Origin of the sequence: Staphylococcus simiae, from assembly GCF_002902085.1 — a bacterium.
Classification (GTDB): domain Bacteria; phylum Bacillota; class Bacilli; order Staphylococcales; family Staphylococcaceae; genus Staphylococcus; species Staphylococcus simiae.
Genome location: NZ_PPQR01000134.1, coordinates 79,665 through 100,586, shown reverse-complemented (window position 1 = coordinate 100,586; position 20,922 = coordinate 79,665). Strand labels below are relative to the sequence as shown.

21 protein-coding genes and 1 pseudogene are annotated in these 20,922 nt (G+C 30.3%); 14 read left to right on the top strand and 8 right to left on the bottom strand.

The window, feature by feature from the left end; genetic code table 11:
• The 3 genes from CD113_RS12250 to CD113_RS12240 form a co-directional block, all read right to left on the bottom strand.
• Window positions 1–817: RNA-directed DNA polymerase (locus CD113_RS12250; protein ID WP_142380916.1), on the bottom strand; the 817-nt coding region annotated here is incomplete at its 3' end.
• Window positions 818–945: 128 nt separating this feature from the next.
• Window positions 946–2,436, bottom strand: a complete 1,491-nt coding sequence (locus CD113_RS12245; protein ID WP_002464582.1) for an RNA-binding domain-containing protein — start codon at window positions 2,434–2,436, stop codon at window positions 946–948.
• A 388-nt stretch (window positions 2,437–2,824) separates the two neighbouring features.
• On the bottom strand, window positions 2,825–3,862 hold the full coding sequence (locus CD113_RS12240) for a hypothetical protein (protein WP_002464581.1): 1,038 nt from the start codon (window positions 3,860–3,862) through the stop codon (window positions 2,825–2,827).
• A 136-nt stretch (window positions 3,863–3,998) separates the two neighbouring features.
• On the opposite strand from CD113_RS12240, the gene ssb reads away from it, so the two are divergent.
• From ssb to CD113_RS12170, 14 genes are all read left to right on the top strand, one after another.
• On the top strand, window positions 3,999–4,250 hold the full coding sequence (gene ssb, locus CD113_RS12235) for a cassette chromosome ssDNA-binding protein (protein WP_002464580.1): 252 nt from the start codon (window positions 3,999–4,001) through the stop codon (window positions 4,248–4,250).
• A gap of 39 nt (window positions 4,251–4,289) precedes the next feature.
• Window positions 4,290–4,562 (top strand): hypothetical protein, encoded by a 273-nt coding sequence (locus CD113_RS12230; protein WP_002464579.1) that lies wholly within the window; start codon window positions 4,290–4,292, stop codon window positions 4,560–4,562.
• Window positions 4,562–6,352 carry a cassette chromosome replicative helicase gene (gene cch1, locus CD113_RS12225; protein WP_002464578.1) on the top strand — a complete coding sequence of 597 codons (1,791 nt, stop codon included), beginning with the start codon at window positions 4,562–4,564 and terminating at the stop codon, window positions 6,350–6,352. The genes CD113_RS12230 and cch1 overlap by 1 nt, the downstream gene beginning before the upstream one ends.
• A gap of 78 nt (window positions 6,353–6,430) precedes the next feature.
• On the top strand, window positions 6,431–6,709 hold the full coding sequence (locus CD113_RS12220; protein WP_002464577.1) for a recombinase family protein: 279 nt from the start codon (window positions 6,431–6,433) through the stop codon (window positions 6,707–6,709).
• A 168-nt stretch (window positions 6,710–6,877) separates the two neighbouring features.
• The gene (gene ccrA, locus CD113_RS12215; protein ID WP_002464576.1) at window positions 6,878–8,212 is read left to right on the top strand and encodes a cassette chromosome recombinase CcrA; all 1,335 of its coding nucleotides are present in this window, start codon (window positions 6,878–6,880) and stop codon (window positions 8,210–8,212) included.
• Window positions 8,213–8,247: 35 nt separating this feature from the next.
• Window positions 8,248–9,873 carry a cassette chromosome recombinase CcrB gene (gene ccrB / locus CD113_RS12210; protein ID WP_002464575.1) on the top strand — a complete coding sequence of 542 codons (1,626 nt, stop codon included), beginning with the start codon at window positions 8,248–8,250 and terminating at the stop codon, window positions 9,871–9,873.
• Between the two features lie 485 nt (window positions 9,874–10,358).
• A complete protein-coding gene (locus tag CD113_RS12205) occupies window positions 10,359–10,706 on the top strand; it encodes an SAUGI family uracil-DNA glycosylase inhibitor (protein WP_002464574.1) in 348 nt (115 codons plus the stop codon).
• An 88-nt stretch (window positions 10,707–10,794) separates the two neighbouring features.
• Window positions 10,795–11,106, top strand: a complete 312-nt coding sequence (locus tag CD113_RS12200) for a DUF960 family protein (protein ID WP_002464572.1) — start codon at window positions 10,795–10,797, stop codon at window positions 11,104–11,106.
• A 16-nt stretch (window positions 11,107–11,122) separates the two neighbouring features.
• Window positions 11,123–11,632: a DUF1643 domain-containing protein gene (locus CD113_RS12195; protein ID WP_002464571.1), complete on the top strand. Its 510-nt coding sequence runs from the start codon at window positions 11,123–11,125 to the stop codon at window positions 11,630–11,632.
• 19 nt (window positions 11,633–11,651) lie between these two features.
• A complete protein-coding gene (locus tag CD113_RS12190) occupies window positions 11,652–11,858 on the top strand; it encodes a hypothetical protein (RefSeq protein ID WP_002464570.1) in 207 nt (68 codons plus the stop codon).
• Window positions 11,855–12,301: a JAB domain-containing protein gene (locus CD113_RS12185; protein ID WP_002464569.1), complete on the top strand. Its 447-nt coding sequence runs from the start codon at window positions 11,855–11,857 to the stop codon at window positions 12,299–12,301. The genes CD113_RS12190 and CD113_RS12185 overlap by 4 nt, the downstream gene beginning before the upstream one ends.
• Window positions 12,302–12,469: 168 nt before the next feature.
• A complete protein-coding gene (locus CD113_RS12180; protein WP_002464568.1) occupies window positions 12,470–13,348 on the top strand; it encodes a WYL domain-containing transcriptional regulator in 879 nt (292 codons plus the stop codon).
• Window positions 13,349–13,398: 50 nt separating this feature from the next.
• A complete protein-coding gene (locus tag CD113_RS12175) occupies window positions 13,399–13,689 on the top strand; it encodes a hypothetical protein (RefSeq protein WP_002464567.1) in 291 nt (96 codons plus the stop codon).
• Window positions 13,690–13,704: 15 nt separating this feature from the next.
• A complete protein-coding gene (locus CD113_RS12170; RefSeq protein WP_002464566.1) occupies window positions 13,705–14,199 on the top strand; it encodes a hypothetical protein in 495 nt (164 codons plus the stop codon).
• A gap of 1,152 nt (window positions 14,200–15,351) precedes the next feature.
• Here the strand turns inward: CD113_RS12170 and CD113_RS12160 are convergent.
• The 5 genes and pseudogenes from CD113_RS12160 to CD113_RS12140 form a co-directional block, all read right to left on the bottom strand.
• The gene (locus CD113_RS12160; protein WP_040802194.1) at window positions 15,352–17,421 is read right to left on the bottom strand and encodes a heavy metal translocating P-type ATPase; all 2,070 of its coding nucleotides are present in this window, start codon (window positions 17,419–17,421) and stop codon (window positions 15,352–15,354) included.
• A 228-nt stretch (window positions 17,422–17,649) separates the two neighbouring features.
• Window positions 17,650–17,859, bottom strand: coding sequence for a copper chaperone CopZ (gene copZ / locus CD113_RS12155; RefSeq protein WP_002464563.1), 210 nt, complete (start codon window positions 17,857–17,859; stop codon window positions 17,650–17,652).
• 34 nt (window positions 17,860–17,893) lie between these two features.
• Complete coding sequence (locus tag CD113_RS12150; protein WP_002464562.1) at window positions 17,894–20,281, bottom strand: heavy metal translocating P-type ATPase; 2,388 nt, start codon at window positions 20,279–20,281, stop codon at window positions 17,894–17,896.
• A gap of 11 nt (window positions 20,282–20,292) precedes the next feature.
• The gene (locus CD113_RS12145; RefSeq protein WP_002464561.1) at window positions 20,293–20,562 is read right to left on the bottom strand and encodes a metal-sensing transcriptional repressor; all 270 of its coding nucleotides are present in this window, start codon (window positions 20,560–20,562) and stop codon (window positions 20,293–20,295) included.
• A 169-nt stretch (window positions 20,563–20,731) separates the two neighbouring features.
• A pseudogene (locus CD113_RS12140) lies at window positions 20,732–20,800 on the bottom strand (IS6 family transposase); the annotation flags it as partial.
• Between the last annotated feature and the right edge of the window lie 122 nt (window positions 20,801–20,922).

The following is a 20,922-nucleotide window of genomic DNA, read 5'->3' as shown; positions in this document are numbered from 1 at the left end:
CTTTAGAATTAGAAAAAATTCTATAATCATCCCTATATCTAATTATTTTATATGGATTGAATAGTACTTTTTTTAATTTATCTTGTAAATTTTTATCAGCATAAGATAAAATAATTTCTGCAATAAAGTCCATTAAAATACTTCCTTGAGGTATTCCATTAGTTTGATTATTTTGCATTAATCTAATATATTTATCTATATTATTACCTATTAATGATTTATCATTTTGAGAATTTTTAGCAATTTCTTTACCGTGAATTGCCCAAGCGATTGCATGTGTATATATTGATCCATAGCAATTACTAATATCTAGCATTAAAATATAATTATATTTTAATGCTAGTTCAATAGATTGTTGTTCTACTTTATCCCACCAGTTTAAAATTTGTTCTTCTTTATCCTTTTTAGTTTCTAATGATTCAATTGGTATACTGGTTATTATTATATTTTCAGAAGAGTTATTATTTATTACATCTATTATATTTTTCCAATTATCTTCTTTCGTTATATATCTAACTAAATAAACATAAATGTAAGGATTTAAAATTTCTAAAGGTCTCCAATCAAATTGACCATCCTTATTAGCAAAAATTTTACAATTAACAGAATCAGATTGTTTTAAATGATTTATACTTATATTACTTTTCACTAATTTGTTGTTATTATCTATTTCCTCTAAATATTCATCTATTTTTTTCAATACTTTATCGAATTGAAAGTATTTAGGTAAATCTATAGTACAATAACTATCTGATTTTAATAAAAAGTTTTTAGCTTCAATATTTGACATTTCTGTAATATATCTTATATTATCCATTCATTTCGCCTACTTTTACTTATGATATGACTCTACGTATCGGTTAATGATGAGGTTTTTCTTTCTGCAAATCAACAATAAAAATAAGGTATGAAGACATTTATAAAAATACTCATACCTTATTTACTTCACTTATTTCTAAAAAATGACTCTAAATTTTTAATTGCTTTTTTAGTTCTTAGTATATCTGCCTCTTGTGATTCTATTAATACATATTTAGTAGATCGACTATTACCTTGTTTTTCTATCAATTCATCGTCTTGTAGTACTTTTAAAATATTTCTAAATTTATATTCTGTCATACCTTGTATTTTTAAGGCTTCCGCTTTACTTATTGATCCATAATCAATAATATATTTTATTACTTTTTTATCTAATTCAGGATATTTTTCAAATCCTATCATTAAATTTTGTTTCCAGAGTACTACCTTAGTATCCATATCTGTTGATTGTATTTCTGGTATTTTGAGCTTATGTCTATTCACTACATCAAATATCCTAGGGCCTCCTGAACCAGCTTTTTCTGAATATCCGACTCTTCTAAAAAGAGTTGATAAGATACTATTTCTAACCAGTGAATGCCCTCCATGAATAAAATCCTCTTTATCAATTCTCATATTTCCCGGATTATAAAACTCTATAAAATCTTCACAGTTGACTATTTTAATACTTTGTTTGGTATCATAATATGCATGCATTAATGTATTAATCAACGCTTCACGAATTGCTATTTTTAAATCATTTGCATAATTCTTTCTAGTCATATTATCATTTAAACTAAATGCTTCCTCAATATTATCTGTTAATTTCATCAATACTTTTTCAAAAAAGCTATAGACATTTAAATCTTCATTACCTAAATCTCCACTTGATACCCTATCTTTCCAATCCGTATCCAAATAGTTGGTTTTTTTAAAATAATCTAATTGAAATCCAGGAAATCTATCACTAATTGCATTATATTTACCAAAAAATAATAGACATGCTACAGTCATTTTATATTGTTTGTTTCGAGAACTTCTATCTCTTCTATATGCTCCTAAATCTATCAATAAATCCAAATGACTCATATGGGCATATCTCTCATCATTAGTACTTTTTAATAATAATTTTCTGTACTCTTCTATAGATTCTTGATTTAAATCAGATATATCATAATTGTCTAATAACTCTGTGTCTATATCATTTTGGGAATTTACAATCATAAACTTATATTCTTCTTGAGTCGCTATTCTATCAGCATCGTTAACTCTTTTGTATACTAAATCTTTTTTATTATCTACATATACTGGTTTTTTCGAATAATGTGCTTCTGGTATATGAATTCTAATACAGTCTTTATTTTTAATTTTTATAATATTTACATCTTTATCAGATAAAATATTTTGGCTAATTTTGTCTCTTCCATATAGAGTATTCCAAAAATCTTCAACCATTTTTTCTGGATTTTCAACACCAACTGGAACAAAGACTTTTTTATCTCCGTCCTTTTTTTCTTCTATACCTAAATATATTGTACCTCCTTCAGTATTGGCAAAAGCACTGTATGTAGACCAAATGTCATTAGATAAACCTTTTTGTGATTTTTTATATTCCGTATGTTTATCTTCCCTGAACAATATAATACCTCCAAACTATAATTACAAAATACCGGCTTGATTTTATCTTATCTATCATAGTCGCAGCATTTTTATGCAATTTTTGCTACGACTCACCATCATTCTTAACAACTTTTTAGCTTTTTTACATGAGTTTCGCGTGATTTTCGCGCGAGTTTCGCGTGATTTTCGCGCGAGTTTCACGATGACTCATTATTATTCTTAATAACTTCTTAGCTTTTTTACGTGAGTTTCGCGTGATTTTCGCGCGATTTTCGCGATGACTCATTATTATTCTTAATAACTTCTTAACTTTTTTGCATGATAATCACTTGATTCAAGAGAATAATTTTATCCTGACATTTTATTATTTAAATTCATCTTTATTTGATAGGTCTGTTATACAAAATTATTTTTTTAGTTTGTCTAAAGCTTCAAAGAATAACGACACATTATATTCGATATTTTTGTGTATCGTTTTTTCTCTGGGATAATAATAGTCTTTATAATAATTAACTTTAGCTTTTAACAAATTTTTCTCAATAGATAAGTTTACATTCTCTAATTTTTCATTTAGTACTTTTTGAAATCTATAAATCTGATTTTTTACATATTTATATTGTTTGACTTGTTCTTCTATCAATTTAATTCTTGTATGATAATCTTGTTCTTTTTCACATATATCTACTATATATCTTATAATCCTCAATCTAACAGTCGGTACTTTTATATCTATAAATAAAAAGACTAAATATGATTGAATAAACACATATAATCGATTTTTAAAATTATTCTCTTTTATTCTTCTAAATGCATTTGAATATAATTCTATTAAATAGAACAATTCATTTAAAAATGCCCATCCATACTCATTTTCTAAAGCATAGTAACAGATTAATTGATTTGTAACGCTATAAAACTGAATTTCATTATACAAGTATTTCCAATGCTCTGCCAATTTTGTATATGATATTTTTACTCCAAACTGTACATATTCTTTTTCTGATTTTTTATATAATAAATCAATATTTTTAACTAATTTTTTCTGTGTCTTGTTTATGCTTGTTAATTGTTGATTGGTAACAGAAGAATCGTAACTAAAATAATTATCTCTTTCCTTTATAGCTAATAGAGATTTCAGTTGCTCTTCATTTATAAATGGATGAATTTTAAAGTTATTATTTTCAGCATTTATATAAGTCATAAAATTTAATCCTTGATAAATTTTATTTATTTTTCTAAATTCTGAATCATCTGTATAGATATCAAAATCTCTATTTACATAGTGCTTTATAAATTCAGCTCTGTCTATCATTTCGTGTTCATTCAAATCACTCAAACTTCTTAACAATAACAAATCTTCGTACACTTGCTGTGAAATATCAATTCTAATCATATCAATTAGTTTTCCACACTCATCTATAATATTTTCTAAAGTAGGTATCATATTATACCCCCCTCCCCTATTTTTTGTTCCGCGTGTAGAAAGTTTATTTCTTTTATTATTGTATCAATCAATCATTTAACTGTTAAGTTTAATTGAATTTGATTAATTTTTATAAAATAACAGGAGGACAATCACTATGAAGAAAAAAGAAAATGATTTCTATGAGTTGAGAAAAAGAATTATCAGGTTAGCCTATAATCTGCCCAAAGGAAAGGAATTTACATTTAATGATCTTAATTCAGCAGCTCATTTCATATGCTCTACTGCAATACAACAAGATGTTGGGCGTTGGTTTGCATACTTTGTGAAGCATACACCCAGAGTACCTTTTGAAATTATTGGATATAACGGAACTTCATTACTTTATCGCAAAAATGCTTCTAACTAAAAACAGCTTAAAAAATATATAAAAGAGAGGTAATTTTTAATGAGAAAAAAATCTATTAGAATCATAAGACTATACACAGCTTGTAAAATAGCTGCTAAAAACAAAAAGCCTGGAACAGTATTTACCTATAATGACTTAGTAACTGAAGTTGGAACATTTGGCTGTAATACTAATGAAATTAGAGAAGCTGGTCGTATGTTTGGCGCATGGGAAAGAAACGGTCGTGATGCACCTATCATAAGAATTCCTAATACAGAAAAACCTATCGTATATATAAGGCTCTCTAATTTTTATAAAGGAGGCAACTTCTAATGAGTAAAATTTATTTCCAAAAATATCCATTTACCTTATATGAAGATGGGTGGTATGAATATCGAAAAGTGAAAAATACTAAAGACCAATATGAAAACTTTCAAATCTCAAGTTTTATCTATATTAAAAATCGATTCAAAGACCCTGTCACAAAGTTTGAAAAATTGATTATAACTGATGGTCAAGGTCTTGAATTAGTTGAAACTGCAGATATCTTAACATCTTTTAAACTAACTGGATTAATTAAATATGGATTCAATATAAATGAAGTATTTATTAAACATTTAAGTTACGTATTACAATCAATGAGAAAATCATTGCCTTTATCTAAGTTATATACAGGTGTAGGGGTCTTAACTACCTCAGACGGAGATATTATTATCTCCCTAGATGAACCATACTTTAATTCAAATACTTCATCTATCCAAGATAATGAAATTATTTGTGACAGTAAATATGATTTAGCACCTAAAGGTACCTTAGATAACTGGATTAATATGTACAAAACAGAAGTTGAAGGCAATATTCCTATGGAGCTTGCCACGATTTTTGGAATTTCTTCCATCGTTACAGCATTTCTAAAAACGCATCATCAAATTGAATTTCCGGGTATTATTTTTTCATTTACTGGTCAATCTTCAACTGGAAAATCAACAGCTGCAATGTTAGCTGTTTCAACAGCAGGTAATCCTACAAAAGGTAATGAAACATTATTCAAAAGCTGGAATGCTACAAGAAATGCACTTGAAAGTTATCTTGGTAATAACTTTGGTGTTCCTATAGTCTTAGATGAGCTATCATCAGCTACTTTTAGAGACTCAACCGGTTTATTATACTCGATAGCTGAAGGTCAAGGTCGTCAACGTTCTGATAAAAATGGTGACGTAAAATCAACTAATAACTGGGGAACTTCAGTCATTTCTACTGCTGAGCACAGTATATTTAAAGATGCCGCAAAAAATGATGGCTTGCGTGTTCGTACTATTGAGCTAAATGAAGTATTTACTTCTAGCTCAAAAAATTCAGATGCAATCAAAACCGTAGTTTCTCAAAACTACGGCCATGTGATGCCTAAAATTGCTGAATTTTTACTTAGTAATACGCAACATATCATTAAACAATTTAATAGTGACTATCAATGGTTTGAAAATGAACTCATATCTGATACTAATAATACAGGTATTAGAATGTTTAAACGCTATGCTGTCATCATTATTTCAGCACGTATTTTTAGCCAAGCTTTAAATGTTAATGTGAGTATAGATAGTATGAAGACTTATTTATGTAATTATCATAAAGACACAGTCTCAGAAAGATCATTAGCAGAAAAAGCTATTGATATTATTGTTCAATTTGTTGCACAAAATCGTGGCAAATTTTCTGAAGGCAGTAAGTTAGCCAATATGATTGAGAACTATGGTCTAATCGAACTAAAAGATGACCATATTCAAGTGAAGATGTTAGCTAACGTATTTAAAAATATGCTCGAAATGAATCAATTTCAAGATACAAATAATGTAATTGATGCTTTACGAGAGAAAGGATATATACATTCGGATAGAAATAGAAAAACGACTAAACGAAGTGTAAAAAATTCTGATGGTCGTAGTCAATCAATTGTATTTTATCACTTGAAAATTGATAAATCCTACGCATCTTTATTCGACTTAAGTTCTGTTCAAGAATCATCAGCAGCTTTTTACACTGCTCCACCAAAGAAATCGAAATTATTAGAAGATTTCCTTAGAAAGACGAGAGAATCAGAAGATGATGATGAGTTAAAACTATAAAATTAAATTCATATTTGCTACAACACCTACCCAAAGGTGTTGTAGCACAAATATTAAATTTCTGGAGGAAAAATAATTATGAATACAATCGCATTAGCACATCATAATACAGATGAAAGAAGTGAATTAGAATACCCTATGCCAATTGATATAGTTGAAAATTTCTGTCAATCACATGGTTATAAAATTAGTGTTGTCTATGAAGATGATGAGCTGTTAATAAGTGATATAAAAAATCAAGAAATTCAACCTCAATACATTATTTTTTGGGGTGAATATGATGATTATCCCGAGTTAGACATGCTCTGTGATGAACTAGACATTGATTTTATAACAGTATATCCAGAATTAGTATAAAAATTACAGGAGAATAATTATGGAAGAATTAATCACATTACTAGCTGATTTGGTCATTGAAGAAATCAATCGCGATAACAGGGAATAACAATTTTCAATACCTCTTGTTAGATATATCAACAAATATATTCATAAATATATATTATCACTAAGAAAGGAGGAAACACATTGACACAAGCAATTGGTTACTTACGTCAAAGTACATTAAAACAACAATCACTCACTACTCAAAAAAATATGATAGAGCTATTAGCTAAAAAACATCATATTCAACACATCACCTTTTTTAGTGATAAACAATCCGGTAGAAATGATGATAGAAGTGGATATCAACAAATGATCGAACTCATTCAAAAGGAACAATGTAACGTACTATGTTGTTATCGCTTAAATCGATTACATCGAAATCTAAAAAATGCTTTAAAACTTGTAAAATTATGTCAAAAACATCACGTTCATATACTCAGTGTATACGATGGATTCTTCAATATGAATCAATCATTTGATCGTCTTAAGCTCAACGTTTTTATAAGTTTGGCAGAGCTTGAATCCGATAATATTGGAGAACAGGTCAAAAATGGTCTCAGAGAAAAAGCCAAACAAGGTAAACTGATTACGACACATGCCCCTTTTGGCTATCGCTATCATAATGGTACTTTTACAATCAATAAAAAAGAAGCACTGACTGTCAAAGCTGTATTCGACTACTATATTCAAGGCTTTGGCTATAAAAAGATTGCTCAATTCTTAGAAGAAAATCATTACCTTATCGACAGAAAGCCTTATCAAGTTCGAAATATCATCATCAATCCTAATTATTGTGGTCGTGTCATCAATCAATATGGACAATTTGACAATATATTTACAGCTATTATTAGTACTACTGTATATCAACAAGCTCAAAATATACGGACTAATAAGCAACTCAAGTGTGAACCATCAAATAATCAGCTAAAACAAAAAATAAAATGTCCATTTTGTGATTCAGTTCTCACAAATTTGACGATAAGAAAAAGAAATCATTCATTACGTTATTATGTTTGTCCTAAAAATATGAATCAAGCTCAACATTGCTGTCCATTCACGACCATCAATGCTAAAGACCTTGAAATAGAAGTACTGAATATTTGTAGAAACTTCTTTCAAAATAAACATGTCTATCAAATGTTACAAGACGCTATTAGAACAAAACTCAAAAATAACCAACAAAAATCTACTAAAAGTAAAATGACTCAAGCACAATTGATAGATAAGTTAGCCCAAGGTGCTATCGACATTGATACTTTTAGAAAACAGACATCAACAATTTCCCAAGAAAATAAAAAAATATCAAAAATAAACGATACTCAGCTACAAGAGGCTTTCAAAAATGTGATTACTCAATATTTTACATTGAATACATTATATCCTTATATTGAGGAAATCCATATTAATCAAATGAAACAAGTTATTGGTATTTACTTTAAAAATGAGCCGCTAAATATCGTCAATCAAAATAAATAATACTCAACATCTTGAATAAGAAAGGATGACATCTCATGCAATATAAACAAAAACGTGTTGGTATTTATGTACGTGTATCTACAGAGATGCAAAGTAACGAAGGTTACAGTATTGAAGGGCAAATCAGTCAAATTAAAGAGTATTGTCATTTTAATAATTTTGTCGTAGCAGATGTATATGCCGATCGAGGTATTTCTGGAAAATCTATGAACCGTCCTGAATTACAACGCATGTTGAAAGATGCGAAAGATGGTAATTTGGACTGTATTATGGTTTACAAAACCAATCGACTTGCTAGAAATACTTCTGATTTGTTGAAAATAGTTGAAGATTTACATCGACTAAACGTTGAGTTTTTCAGTCTATCTGAACGTATGGAAGTGAATACGAGTAGTGGTAAACTTATGCTTCAAATCTTAGCATCTTTTTCAGAATTTGAAAGAAATAATATTGTAGAAAATGTCTTTATGGGGCAAACACGACGTGCTCAAGAAGGTTATTATCAAGGAAATCTACCTCTAGGATATGATAAAGTTCCTGATAGTAAACATGAACTCATGATTAATCAACATGAAGCTAATATTGTCAAATATATATTTGAATCCTATGCTAAAGGACATGGCTATCGTAAAATAGCGAATGCTTTGAACCACAAAGGTTATGTGACTAAGAAAGGAAAACCTTTTAGTATTAATGCTATTACTTATATACTTACTAATCCATTCTATATTGGTAAAATTAGGTTTGCGAAATACAAAGATTGGAATGAAAAACGTCGTAAAGGACTTAATGATAAACCCATTATTGCTGAAGGTAAGCACTCTGCTATTATTAGCCACGAACTTTGGGAGAAAGTTCAATATAGAAAAAAACAAGTGAGTAAAAAACCTCAAGTCCACGGTAAAGGAACAAATTTACTAACTGGTATTATTCGATGTCCACAATGTGGAGCTCCTATGGCTGCTAGTAATACAACTAATACACTGAAAGATGGTACTAAAAAGCGTATTCGCTATTATTCTTGCAGTAATTTTCGTAATAAAGGATCCAAAGTGTGTTCTGCCAATAGTGTTAGAGCAGATGTAATAGAAGACTATGTTATGCAAAAACTACTGGAAATAGTCCAAAAGGATAAAATAATTAAACAAGTTGTCGAACGTATCAATCAAACGCCACAAGTTGATAAAGCAGCATTGAATCATGATATTGCCTATAAACAACAACAGTTTGATGAAATACGTACCAAGCAAACTAACTTAATCAAAGCAATTGAAGATAATCCAGATATAACATCTATACTTGAAGAAACAATAAACCAATATGAAGGTCAATTAAAGACAATTACAGAACAAATGAATCAACTCAAACATGAACAAACGAAAGAGATTTCAACTTTTGATACTAATAAAATTGCTTCTATCCTTCAACATATATTCAAAAATATAGGAACTATGGAGAAATCACAACTCAAAAGATTATATCTTACTGTTATTGACCATATTGATATTAGAAAAAGCAATCAATCTAAAAAGCAATTCTATGTTACTCTCAAGCTGAATAATGATATCATCAATCAACTTTTTAATAACCAACCTATAGGCGAAGTGCTTCTCTGCACTTCGCCTATATTTTTATCTAATACACTATACTTTCAATTTTAATTGTCTGACTTGTCCTTTTGTCATTCAATATTTCTCTTTAATTACTCACTCATTTTATTTATACACTCACTTTTTATTACCCATTCTTTCTATTCCAACTATTCATATTAATATGACAAAAGAACATCCCAAAATAAAAAATCGTCGGTACTGAAATGGGATCTGCTAATCCTATGTAACCAAAGGATTACGCAAGCGTAATCCCAAAATCCCATTATTATTTATAAATAATAATAATATATAAATAATTATAAATATACTACCTATTTCTATACTAACCATTAATATTTATGCATATTTCTAGAAAAAATAATGGGATATTGGGATTTCCTCATAATAACAATAATCAGAAAGGTTCCTCAACGGGATTATTCTTCTATACCAATGGGATTGATATAAATGTGCTAAAAATGATTACAAATATATATTATTACAATGATGCCACATGATGATGCATCAAATTATTACAATAGGAGGTCATGATGATGACATTAGAACAACAACTCAAAGGCTATATCACACAACTATTTGATTTGCCGCAAACAGAAGTATGGGAATGTGAAGTTGTAGATGAGATAGCTGATGATATTCTACCTGAACAATACACGAGACATAGCCCGCTCAGTGAAAAGATATTGCACATACACACCTATTATTCTGATATGCTTCACACAAAACATATCTATCCCTTCATTCTCTACTATAGAGACCAACTTGTCGCTATTGGTTATATTGATGAAAATCATGAAATGGACTTTTTGTATCTTCATAACACACATATACTTCTTTTGGACCAACGCTACTTACTACCTAAAGGAGAGTCGTCAATATGAATACTTGGATACGTATTGCGCAAGTGAGCGTTACAGTTATTACTGAAATCATCTCAATAATGAAAGAAATAGAAAAGGAGAAATCATAATGACACACTATATTACACGAGGTATTGCCTCTCACTTACCTGGCTCAATGCAACGCCAACTATGGTCATTAGTTCATCAACGAGAAAAAGAACAAAACAAAGAAGCTCAAAAAAGTGACTACTTCCATATTTTTGAGTTTGATATACACCATCATCAATTGTATATCGAACACAAACAAGAATGTCCTGAATATATCAAAGTGCATAAAGCAAACTATTCCAAAACTATGATGATTGATAAGGTCTACGTTATTCGTGAAGATGACGTAGACCTTTCTTATTATGTCATGTTATTACCTGAAGAATACTAATTAGGAGGCCTCAATTATGCAAACAATCAAAAATACATTAGTCACTGAAGCTATTTTCAGTGACGATAACCAACATCGTTATTTACTTACCAAAACATGGGATAGTGATAAACAAAAAATAACGATTATTACGATGTATCCTCATTATGATGGGATGCTCAATATTGACCTAACAACACAATTAGTCATCAATACAATTTCTCAAATGAAAGATTTTGGATCTATTCATTTTGTTAACTTATATTCTAATATCACAACACCTATTAATCTCAAACATTTGGAAAATGGTTATGATAAGCATACAGATATTCATATTATGAAGGCTATTAAAGAATCAGATGAAGTGATACTGGCTTGGGGTGCATACGCAAAACGTCCTATCATTGATTTACGTGTGAGCGAAGTGTTAGACATGTTAAAACCTCATAAGAAGAAAGTGAAGCAACTTATCAATCCAGTGACCAATGAAATTATGCATCCCCTTAATCCGAAAGCACGTAAAAAATGGCAATTAAAATTACTATAAATAGTAAGGAGTATAAATAATGGTAAAAGAAAATTGGCAAATGATTAAAGCATTTCTTAATACGCAACATGATGAAGATATATTTAAAGGATTCATCGCACATTATTATGACATCAATGACACTTACAAATTAAACCAGCTTTATCTTATGTATATGGATGACGATAATATATTGTCTATGATTAATGAAGATATTATAGACATGATAGAGGGGAATGAAAAATGAAAGCCATTAATATTGTTTCCCTACAAATGATAAAAATTGATACATTGGATTACCTCAAAAAACGTATTTCAACGCCTGAGGATGCTGCTGAAATAATGCAGTCTTTCATTGGCAATAGCGATCGTGAACATCTCATTCTCATATGTATGAACAGTAAGAATGAACCTACACATATTCAAACACTATCGATTGGATCTATTAACCAAACAGTGATTCACCCTAGAGAAATATTCAAAACAGCGATACTCAGTAACGCAAATAGTATAATGCTCGGTCATAATCATCCAAGTGGAGATGTAACACCCTCTCCTGAAGATATCAATGTAACCAAGCGATTAATGCTCATCAGTGAAATGATGGGCATTTTATTTTATGACCATATTATTTTCTCAGATAGTAACACCTATTCCATTAGACAACATGATTTAAAGATAGAGGTATAGCCGTATTTTGTCATTACCGTTATTTTGTCACTTTTCAATATTTATAAAAAGCCTTTATATCAATGTTTTTATCTAAAAAATATTTTTCACAACTTTTAATAAATATACGAGGATTGACTTATTGTGACAAACCTATTTTGTAATATATAACTTAAAGGAGGTGACATATTGGATCGTGCATTCCGAATACTTACGATATACAATCGTTTACTACAAAATAAATCCGTCAACAAACAATCACTCACATTAGAACTCGATACCAGTCCTAGGACAATACAAAGAGATATCGACGATATTAGAAACTTCTTATATGAAAGTAAATCATGGATCAGTACACCCAAAGAAATTACGTACGATTATAAATCAGAAAGCTATAAGCTCGAACAAGATAAGCATGAAAATATGTATTTTATGTATGACATTTTGACTGCTTTGTACCTTATCACACCAAAATTAAGTCATCATTTTTATCAATATCTTAAATTATTAATCATCAAACACCATTCAGATCATCGAACTACATTATTAAAATATCTTGAGCACTTTGAAATTGATAAAAATCAAACAAGTATTTCACCAACATCATTAGTTGTTCGCGCAATGAACGAAAATAAATATCTTCAATACAATCAAAAACTATTATTACCTTTATCGATGTACTATCAAATGTATGCATTTCACTTAGTATATCGAATGGACGATGAACTTTATATCGATGATATTAATCAAATGAATCTGAGTTTGTCTGAAAAACCTGTGGACACACAAGAAAAATCAAACGTACAAACCTATATCACGTTTGAAATTGCTAAAGATGTGTGGCTAAAAATGCATCGATATTATCAAATTCATGTGATAGAAAAATATGATGCGCATTATCTTATCGTCACTTTTAAGATGACAAGGATCGAAGCGATTCAACTCTGTTTTATGTATCGATCCAATATACGTATCATTTCACCCCCTGATTTGAAGGAACAAGTGATTGATGAATTACTTTTATTACAAACAACCTATTTAAAACAACAGGTTCAAAAGTGGACATAACATACAATATTTAATAAATAACATTAATAATAATGAAAGGAATGGGAATTATGAGTAACATCATAAAAACAATAGGCAAAGGTATTGGAAAAGGTGTCGGTGCAGCAGCATATTATTCAGTTGCGACTGTTGGCGCAGCCATCGGTGCGATTTGGGAAACAACAGGCGATAGAGGTTTGATGAGAGATGCTTTAAGTGATAGTTCTAATCAGGATTTGATGGAAATATATGAGATACAAAAGAAAGATGATGGGGATTATGACACTTATATTGCAGCTAAATCTTTATTACAAGAGAGAGGATTCACTTATAATAACGAAACGAACAAATGGGAAAAATAACAGGGAGTGAAATAAATGGAATTTGTATATTATGAAACGAAATCTTTAAATGATTTTGAAAATGAACTAAAAACACTTGCTTTAAATAAAAAATACCAGTTCAGTAAGGATGTTGAAGTCCTTAAAGAAGATGAAATCCTTAAAAAATCAAGTAGCCATGAGCGTGAACTATTAAAAGTATTTAAAGATAATGCGCAGATAACAACGTATCATTTTAAGAGTCATAAAAGTAATTATTTAATTATTATTGGAGAGACAAAAACACCTAATATCATTGGTCTAACAGTGATATTTGATAAAAAACCTTTTAAACAAATAGGGAAAGTTGCGTTAGGTTCCTTGATTGGATTAACTGCTATGTCTGGAGGTAGTATTCTACTTGCAGTAGCAGGTCTTGGGATTTTAGGATCTTATTTTAAAAGAACATTCACAATTAAAGGGCCACTCGGTAAAGATTTAGCAAGAATTATAGAAAATAACTTTGATGAACCTGTAGAAATTAAAGCATAATACAGAAGTTACTATTTTTAAAAGCACATTGATTTAAAAATGTGCTCTTTTTTAAATTATTTTAACAATAAATATAGAAAAGCGTAGGTGGCTAAGTTGATTATAAAATCCACCTTTGCCTCATAAATCATATTTCAATACTTTTATTATAATTATTATCTTCAAATTCATAAGCAACTTTTATATCGTTGCTTACTCTAGATATTACAGAAGCAATTCTCCCATTTCTATCGTTATAGTATAGAAACTTTAGAGGAATTCTATACACCTCTAAAGTCTCTTGATTTAAATCTATAATAGTCGTCGGTAATTTAGGTTTTGCTCCTGTTTTATCCACTAAACCTTCATTGATTTTTTCAATTAATGGATTTTTTCTATTTCTCCCATTTATATTCCCCTCACTCTGAATCATCTAATTTTAAAAATTTATGTCATAGTCAATTTAACATAATTTAAAATTTAAGTAGAAAAGCGTAGCAAAATAAACTAAAATTATAATATAAATCAAATATAAAAAGAATGGGGATAATAAATTGAAAACATTTTTTGCTAGTATAGGTGTTCTTTAATTGTTTGTATATTCACAATTACACTTGTATTTATAGATAAGAATTATAATGAATTACAATCCAACAAACAAAATTGATAAACTTAACAAAATCAGCTACAACTTAATTAAGAAAATTTTACTAATTCATTGTCTATAATTAACACTATTAGTAACCGAACTCAACAGTTAGAAATCAGAGAATCAATATATCCAACTTATGATAATGAACTTCCAAGTAATATATATATTATGATTATTTTACAAAAAGTATGATATATATTTTTTATAGAAAAATTTGAATAAAATAAGAGAGACTACCAAATGAAAAATTTCTGGAAAGAATTTATACAATAATGTGCCAGTTGGGTATAGCGAGACCATTTAAAATAATTATGTATTAGTCCAATTTGACAGAGAACCATATTAATTAACGTTTTTTTAGAATCGATAGCCAGAAAAGAACTTTTAAAAATAAGCACACAAAAATAGGTTACTTATCACTTATAAAAATAAGGGATGTAGTAACCTAGAAAAATAGTTTTATTGAGTTGTTAATTTATGAATATATTCATCATTATTATACATTGTATTAGTATCAATTATTATTTTAATTTTAATGTAAATGCATTGATTGCTACTATCACTGTACTTAAAGACATTAAAACGGCACCAATTGCTGGTGAAAGTATTAGTCCTATAGAAGCTAATATGCCAGCAGCTAAAGGTACAGCTACAATGTTATAACCAGCACCCCACCATAAGTTTTGTATCATTTTACGCATTGTATTTTTAGAAAGTGTAAAGAAATGAATAATATCAGCTGGGTTACTTTTAACTAGTATAATATCACCAGATTCTACGGCTACATCAGTACCAGCACCAATTGCTAATCCAATATCTGCTCGGACAAGACTTGGTGCGTCGTTTATACCATCACCAACCATCATAACTTTATGTCCTTTTGCTTGATAATCTTTAATTATTTGTTCTTTATCTTCAGGCATCAATTGTGCATGAACGTGTGAAATACCAAGCTCTTTAGCCACAGCTTTGGCAACAGCTTTATTATCACCAGTAAGCATTACCGGCTCGATACCACGTTCTTTCAGGTCAGATACCATTTGTTTAGAACTTTCTTTAATTTGATCTCCCTGAGCAATAATACCTAATACTGTTTGATCAGCAATTAAATAACTAATGGAATTACCTTGTTGTGCAAGTTGCTCAAATTGACTTTGATCATAAGACATATCGTGCTGGTCTAAGTAAGATACGTTCGCAATCGTGAATTTTTGATTGTTAATGTGTCCTTCGAGTCCTACACCAGAAATAGTTTGTACATCTTGTGATTGAGGCACGCTAATTTGTTGTTGTTCTGCATAGTTATTAATGCTAAGTGCTAATGGGTGATTTGAATGACCTTCTAAAGAAGCAAATAGTCCTAAAATTTCATTGTTTGTATATTGATTTGAATAACTTTCAACATGATTAACTGAGAAATTACCTTCAGTCAGTGTACCTGTTTTATCCATCATCACATAATCAATATGTTGTGCAAGTTCAACAGCTTCTCTATTTTTAATGATTAATCCATTTTGTGCACCTAAAGAAGTTGATCGTGCTGTAACTAATGGAATAGCTAAACCTAATGCATGTGGGCAGGCAATGACTAATACTGTAACTAAACGTTCTAACGCAAAGTCTACGCTATGAGTAATCAGCATCCATGTGATAAATGCTATAATACCAACTGTTACAGCAAAGTAGAATAAATAACCTGCAACTCTATCTGATAATAGTTCTGCTTGAGATTTGTCATTTTGTGCTTGGCTAATTAAATCCATCACTTGTGATAGGTAGCTTTCTTCACCTGTTGCTGTTACTTTAATTTGAATACTACCTGCACCATTAATAGAACCAGCGATTACTTTATCATCTATACCTTTAGGAACTTGTTTAGATTCTCCTGTAACTAGTGACTCATCGACTGCAGTATCACCTTTGATAATGACACCATCAGTTGGTATACTTTCACCTGTTTTAACTTCAACAACATCATCAACATGAATATCAGCAATTTTTACTGTTTCACGCTGACTATCTTGAGTGATTTTAGTAGCTGTATTGGGTAATAGCTCAGCCATTTTTTGCAATGCATTACTAGCATTACCTACAGCATTCATTTCAATCCAGTGACCAAGTAACATGATTAAAATTAATGTTGCTAATTCCCAGAAGAAATCCATCGTGTGTTGAGAAGTTGCTGTAAAGTGATTTAAATAGAATGCATAGAGACTATAAATATAAGCTACAGTAATACCAAGAGCTACGAGTGTCATCATACCTGGTTTTTTCGATGCTACTTCATCTTTTGCACCAGATAAGAACGGTTTACCACCGTAAAAGAATAAAATTGTAGCCAAAATTAATACAATCCAATCTGAACCCGGAAATGTAAATTGGAACGGTAATCTTAAGCCCATCATTGGAGATAAGATAATGATCGGTATGGCAAAGATTAATGATACAAAGAACTTTTGTTTGAAATTGCCATGATGATGATGGTCATGACCTGAGTGATTTCCATGATGCTCATGGCCTGAGTGATTCCCATGGTGGTCATGGCCTGAGTGATTTTCATGATGCTCATGTTCACTATGATTCATATGCATTTGATGCTTTTTATCCATTACATATTCTCCTTCCTTAAAATTGTGTTTCAAATGTATGTTTAACATTTGCTTTTCTAAATTGTTATCAAAATTTTGATTATAATTTAAGTTGGTTTATAAACGCATTTATCAATTTTGAAGATATAACAGCTTTTAAAGTTAAAAATTTGCTAGCTATTATAATTAATTTAAAGTAAAGACGCACCTTTAGATGCGTCTTTTTTATACTTACATTTCAACTTCATATCCTTGATTCTCAATAGCTTCTTTGAAGTCGTTAAAACCGACTTTATTAGAATCAAATTGTACTGAAACTTCACTTTTAGCTAAATCCACATCTGCAGAATCAACACCATTTAATTCATTAAGGGCGCTTTCAACAGAAGATTTACAATGACCACAACTCATACCTAAAACTTTTATGACATCTTTTTCCATCAATTTCACCTCCCTTCACTAAAATTATACGTATTTATAATTTCATTCTTTTTAATCTTAACGCATTTGTTACAACACTTACGGAACTTAAAGCCATAGCTGCACCAGCAACCCAAGGTGCTAATAGCCCTAAAGCTGCTACTGGAATACCAGCAATATTATAACCAAATGCCCAGAATAGATTTTGTCTTATATTTCTAATTGTTAATTTACTTGCTTTAATAGCTTTTGGAATTAATAAAAGGTCTCCACCTAAAATCGTTACATCTGCTGCTTCGATAGCCACTTCTGTACCTGTACCAATGGCAATACCAATATCTGATTTGACAAGGGCTGGTGCATCATTCACACCATCTCCAACCATTGCCACTTTTTTGCCTTGTTGTTGAAGTTCTTCAACTTTAGAAGCTTTTTCTTCCGGTAAGACCTCAGCAATAATAGTATCGATACCTACTTGCTCAGCTATAGCTTGCGCAGTAATTTTGTTATCTCCAGTTAACATTACTACTTCAATATTTAAGTCATGAAGTTGTTGAATAGCTTCTTTGGCAGATGTTTTAACAGTATCTGCTACCGCAATAGTACCTTTAATGACATTATCTACAGAAATTAACATTCCTGTTTTTCCATCTTTCTCTTGCTGAGACAATTCATTTTCTGCTTTGCCAATAACTATGTCATTATCTTCCATTAATTTTCTATTACCTACTAAAAGAACGTGTTCATCAATGATTGCTTTAATTCCGCGTCCTGGTATAGATTGAAATTCATCGACTTCTAGGAATTCTAAATTTTTACCTTGAGCATATTTAACAATTGCATCAGCTAAAGGATGCTCTGAACCTTTTTCAGCACTTGCTAACAATTGTAAAGTTAAATCATCGCCAGAGAAATTAGTAACTTCTGGTTTCCCGTTTGTTATTGTTCCTGTTTTATCAAGAACAACTGTATCTATCGCATGTGTATTTTCAATATGCTCTCCACCTTTGAAGAGTATGCCGCTTTCAGCTGCTTTACCTGTACCAACCATAATCGAAGTTGGTGTTGCTAAACCTAATGCACATGGACAAGCAATCACTAAAACAGAAATTGCTGCTACTAAAGCAGTTTCAAAGTCTCCAGGTTGAACCAATGTTATCCATATAACAAAAGTCAGTAGAGCGATGCCCACAACTACAGGGACAAAGTAGCCTGAAATAATATCAGCTAATCGTTGGATAGGTGCTTTGGATCCTTGAGCTTCTTCAACAACTTTAACTATAGATGCAAGCGCCGTATCTTTACCTACTTTAGTAGCTTCAACCGTGATTAAACCATTTTTATTAATAGTTGAACCTATAACACTATCATCCTTAGTTTTTTCGACAGGAATAGATTCTCCAGTTAACATAGATTCGTCTATAGATGTCATTCCTTTAATAATCTTGCCATCTACTGGAATTTTCTCACCTGGTTTAACAATCAAAATGTCGCCTTTATTGACATCGCTTAAAGGAATCATAATTTCCTTACCATCTTTTAATACACGCGCTTCTTTAGCTTGTAAATTTAATAATTTACTAAGTGCATTCGTTGTTTGAGATTTAGCACGTGCTTCTAAATATTTACCAAATAGAATCAATGTGATAAGTACCGCACTTGTTTCAAAATATAAATGAGGCATATAATTTAGATTATTTAGCCATTTTATAGATTCATAAACACTATAGAAGTAAGCAGCACTTGTACCAAGAGCAACTAAGACATCCATATTAGCCGAACCATTTCGTAAATTCTTATATGCACCTTTATAAAATTGCCATCCTATAATAAATTGAATAGGTGTTGCTAGAATAAATTGAAACCAAGGTGCCATGAATATATTTGGTATCTTTAGCCCAAACAAATGTACAAACATTGTTATTAGTAATGGCGCTGATAATATGGCAGACGCAATAAGTTTGAACAATTGTTTTTTCAATTCTTGCTCTTTTTGAGATTTTTTCTCAGAAGAACCTTTATTTATTTGTGCGTCATAGCCAATAGATTGGGTTTTTTTGATTAAATCTTCTACCCCTATTGCGTTAGGATTATATTCAACCGTCGCTTTTTCTGTTGTCAAATTAACCATGGCATTTTGAACACCATCCATACGGTTTAATGTCTTCTCAATACGATTTGAACATGCCGCACATGTCATACCGATAACGTCTAATTCAACCTTTTCATTTAAAACACCGTAACCTGTATTTTCAATACTTTTTGTAATATCTTTTATATTCGTAGTTTCTGGATTATATTCAACCGTCGCTTTTTCCGTTGATACATTGACATTTGCATTTACGCCATCTAGTTTATTTAAATTTTTTTCAATACGATTAGCACATGCTGCACATGTCATACCTGTAATACTAATTGTTTCTTTATTTGTTTTATTTTCCAATTATATTCACCTTACTTAGAGAATTGTTTTAAAACAGCCATTAATTCTTCAATACTTTCTTGTCCTTCATTTCTTTGTATCGCATCACTAACACAATGTGAAATATGTTTTTCAGTGATTTTAAATCCCACTTGCTTTAGTGCAGCTTGGATTGCTGCGATTTGTGTCAATATATCTATACAATATCTATCTTCTCTAACCATTGATTGTAGTCCTCTGACTTGACCTTCTAAACGTTTCAATCTATTTAATAATGCATCTCTTTCTTTTAAGGCTTCCAAAATCACTACCTCTTTCCTTGTTAAATCTTTAACACCACTATATACCCCTATAGGGTATGTAGTCAACAGTTAAATCTTAACTTTTTTATTTTTTTGTAATTCACGGTTCGGTTCTGTTGCAAAGTTAGAAAAAACATCTAATTTACTTTTTTATCATTTCAGTGTTCGTTTAACTAGCTAACATATGACTGATTTCGTGGCATGGCGAAAATCCATAGATCTGAAGAGACCTACGGTTATTTACCTGAGTATATTGTCGCTGATGCTGGTTATGGTAGTGAACAAAATTACATGGCTATTATAGATGATTTTAATAGAACACCATTGATTACATATGGAATGTTTATTAAAGATAAAACG